Annotated in this window: 4 protein-coding genes; all 4 read left to right on the top strand. The window is 37.0% G+C overall.

What is annotated here, in order from left to right; genetic code table 11:
• The first annotated feature begins 174 nt into the window (after positions 1-174).
• Positions 175-1,524: a hypothetical protein gene (locus E1171_RS03770; RefSeq protein WP_155204238.1), complete on the top strand. Its 1,350-nt coding sequence runs from the start codon at positions 175-177 to the stop codon at positions 1,522-1,524.
• A gap of 628 nt (positions 1,525-2,152) precedes the next feature.
• Complete coding sequence (locus tag E1171_RS03765) at positions 2,153-2,377, top strand: hypothetical protein (protein WP_155204236.1); 225 nt, start codon at positions 2,153-2,155, stop codon at positions 2,375-2,377.
• 172 nt (positions 2,378-2,549) lie between these two features.
• On the top strand, positions 2,550-2,831 hold the full coding sequence (locus E1171_RS03760; protein ID WP_155204234.1) for a hypothetical protein: 282 nt from the start codon (positions 2,550-2,552) through the stop codon (positions 2,829-2,831).
• 34 nt (positions 2,832-2,865) lie between these two features.
• Positions 2,866-3,015: helix-turn-helix transcriptional regulator (locus tag E1171_RS03755; protein WP_155204232.1), on the top strand; the 150-nt coding region annotated here is incomplete at its 3' end.

Here is a 3,015-nt window from a genome sequence, read left to right as displayed (position 1 = left end):
TTATATATTAGCCAATCTTTTCTTACATCTACCAGGCCGGAAGAGGTTTTGAACTTGTATATTAAAAACCTAAATTAACCTTCTCCTTTCACTTGTGATTACCTCCTATTCTGAAATAGAAAAATCTTTCATCTAGCTCTAATCCAATAACCACTGTAAAAACACTTTTGTCCTATGAAAAAAACTTTTGCATTGCTAATCATTAATGTCATTGTGGCATTTACCTGTTTGGGCCAATTCCAAGAAAACCACCTGATTGGGGTAATTCATCAGAAGGGGGCATGGAATACCGCTATTAATAACAATAAAATTCAGGGATCTGGAAATACCCATAACCTTTTATTGAACTTTATTAACCAAGAGGGAAAAAACCATTTGGTTAAAGATCAAAATTGGATTCAAGGGAGTTCAAATATCAATCAACTATTGTTGTTGGGTGTGGAGCAGAATGGTATAAATAATCAGTTGTCAGGAAAACAGGGGGTGATAGGGCACAATAATGCTGCAAATATTATTCAGTCCAGGATAAGTCAAAAGGGAAACTTCAACCGGGCTACCCTTGAAAGCAAGATAGTAGGTAATAACAATACCAACAATGTCATTTCTAGCCAGGTGAACCAATGGGGTAACCGCAATAATGCAATCCTTCAAAGTCCTATCTACGGAGATGACCACAACGGTAATTCAGTACATGTTTTTGTTGCTCAGCTGGGCATTAGGAATACTGCTCATGTGAATACCACCATTAGTAAGGGGGCAAGAGCAGTGGATAATCAAACTTTTCTTTTACAAACAGGTATAGGGAATTATGCAGACATCCAGCAAAAGACCAATGGGAAAGGAGGGGAAAGCATCAATAATAAAGTTGTAGCCCTTCAAAGTGGAGGTCTGCATTTGCTTTTCATTAATCAAAATGTTTCAAAAGGAGGAAAAAGTAAGAATAATCTTTCGCTAGTGCACCAGAGTGGAGGTTTGGGGAATTTTGCCTACATCGACCAAGGGGCCTCCTTTGGTCAGGAGAGTAAAAACAATGAGGCAGCGATTCTACAGCTTGGCGGAAGGGGGAATATAGCTTTTATCTGGCAAAGGAGTTTATTTTCCAGGGAGGTTTCGGGGAATACGGCCAGTATCACTCAGATTGGAGGAGAAAGTCCTTTTTCTATGTTATCCTTTGTAGTACAGAATGGTCGTGACAATCGTGTAGACATTGTCCAGAAAAGGGGGGGATCGATCCAACATTTGTGGCAGGAAGGTAGTGGGAATGAGTTAAACATTTTTCAGGAAGGGGAAAAATTGCTTCTTGAAACCATCCAGCAAAGTGGGATTGATAATCAACTAGATATTAGGCAAAGTGGTAAGGGTCAGCGTAACAAGACGGAAATAAGACAGGGAGGTCAGCGAAATGATTTTGATCTTTCCATTATGGGTGAAGGAAATCGGGTAATTGCAAGTCAAAGTGGTCAAAATAAACGAATTCGAGTTTCACTAAAGGGCGAAGATCAAAAACTGATCATTAGGCAATGAGTTGTAAGGACGACGATTTTTTCTAAACTTTCTGACATGAGGAAACTTAGTTTTGCAGCTGTCTGCTAGGAGAGGATATCTTTTTCCTGCCTTCATTTAGATTTAATTCAGCATAAAGTTTATCAAGGGGGGCTCATGAAATAGAACCACAAGGGTGGGGAATTTTTGGAGCCCTTCTTTACAAATTTTCTATGGTTAGCACCCTGGTAAAATGGGGTAGTGGGATGACCATAGTTATAGGTTTTCTAATGAGGTCTAGTTCTCCATAAAAAAATCTTTTTGTTCAACGAATGCCGGAATCATTTTTCTTCTGCTTCTTTTAAAGTCTCTTTTGTTGAAAACAAAATATTCCTGCAGATAGGTATTTGTTTACAATTTGTTCCTATTACCCTAAACCCACGGATAATTACTATTTAATGCAGAAAGGGTAAGAAGCAATAATATTTCAAAATTACCCCATTAAATTCTCAGAAATCAATGAAGGAGATTATGATAATGAATCTTTATTTCTAAATAAATTGTTACTGCTTTTATTGGGAAAAATCCCAGTAAAATTTTCATAATTGTAAAGTTTAATTTACATTTAATCCACTAAAATTTACTTAACGTATATTATACCTAACAAATTATGAAATTTCCATTATTGCCTTTTTCAAGTAATATCCTTGGGATTACTTTATTTCTTTGGGGTATGATCTCAGTTGTTGTTTTTAGATTTTTTGAACTTATGTATGCTATAGCGGTCAATCCTATTGCATTTCTTGAATCATTGGATTTTGCCGTGGTCTTTACGGACAGTAACGTAGTAGGGGCTCTAAAAATGATTTCTTTTGCCCTGCAATTGATTTACTAAACTTCTCATTAAATAATTTTATCCGTAGATGAAATTACAGTTGTTGCCGAATTATTTTAAGAAGATTGGTGTGGTTGTTTCTTATCGGATTAATGCCAGGAATACCCCTAGCATTTATTGCAGGATTTAATGCTGCAAGCAAAGCTGTAATATTGACCCCTTCACTTTGGATGTGGGAGATAGCTTCGGAAACGAGTTATCGGGTAGCCCGTTTATAGGAATTATGGGGCTGTTTTGTTATGCACTGGCCAAGGATAAAGTGCATGATGAGTATTTTCAAAGACTCCGTTTGGAGTCTGTTATCTGGACCTTCGCCTTATCAGTTTTTTTGGTTATGGTGCTTTATTTGATTAATCCAAATCTGAAAATTGAGGCGGCGCTTTTGGTGGAGTTGGAGGTAACAGGATTTTTGTTGATTTATTTTTTTAAGAAGAGAACCTATTCGGTAAACTGATTTAGGAATTTGATTGCAAGCTTTAGCAGGGAAGATGTTAAATACTATAAAAGTAGAGCGGGCTCGCCATGATATGTCTCAATCCGATTTGGCGGAAAAAATCGGGGTTTCAAGACAAACGATTCATGCCATTGAGAAGAAGAAGTTTATACCTTCCACATTGTTGGCTTTAAAATTGGCGAAT

The organism is Xanthovirga aplysinae (assembly GCF_009711365.1).
Classification (GTDB): domain Bacteria; phylum Bacteroidota; class Bacteroidia; order Cytophagales; family Cyclobacteriaceae; genus Xanthovirga; species Xanthovirga aplysinae.
This window is presented reverse-complemented; position numbering and strand designations above follow the sequence as displayed.

What these genes read in the sequence shown, in the direction of transcription:
- E1171_RS03770 (WP_155204238.1), top strand. Translation starts at nt 175, where the DNA reads ATGAAAAAAACTTTTGCATTGCTAATCATTAATGTCATTGTGGCATTT.
- E1171_RS03765 (WP_155204236.1), top strand. Translation starts at nt 2,153, where the DNA reads ATGAAATTTCCATTATTGCCTTTTTCAAGTAATATCCTTGGGATTACT.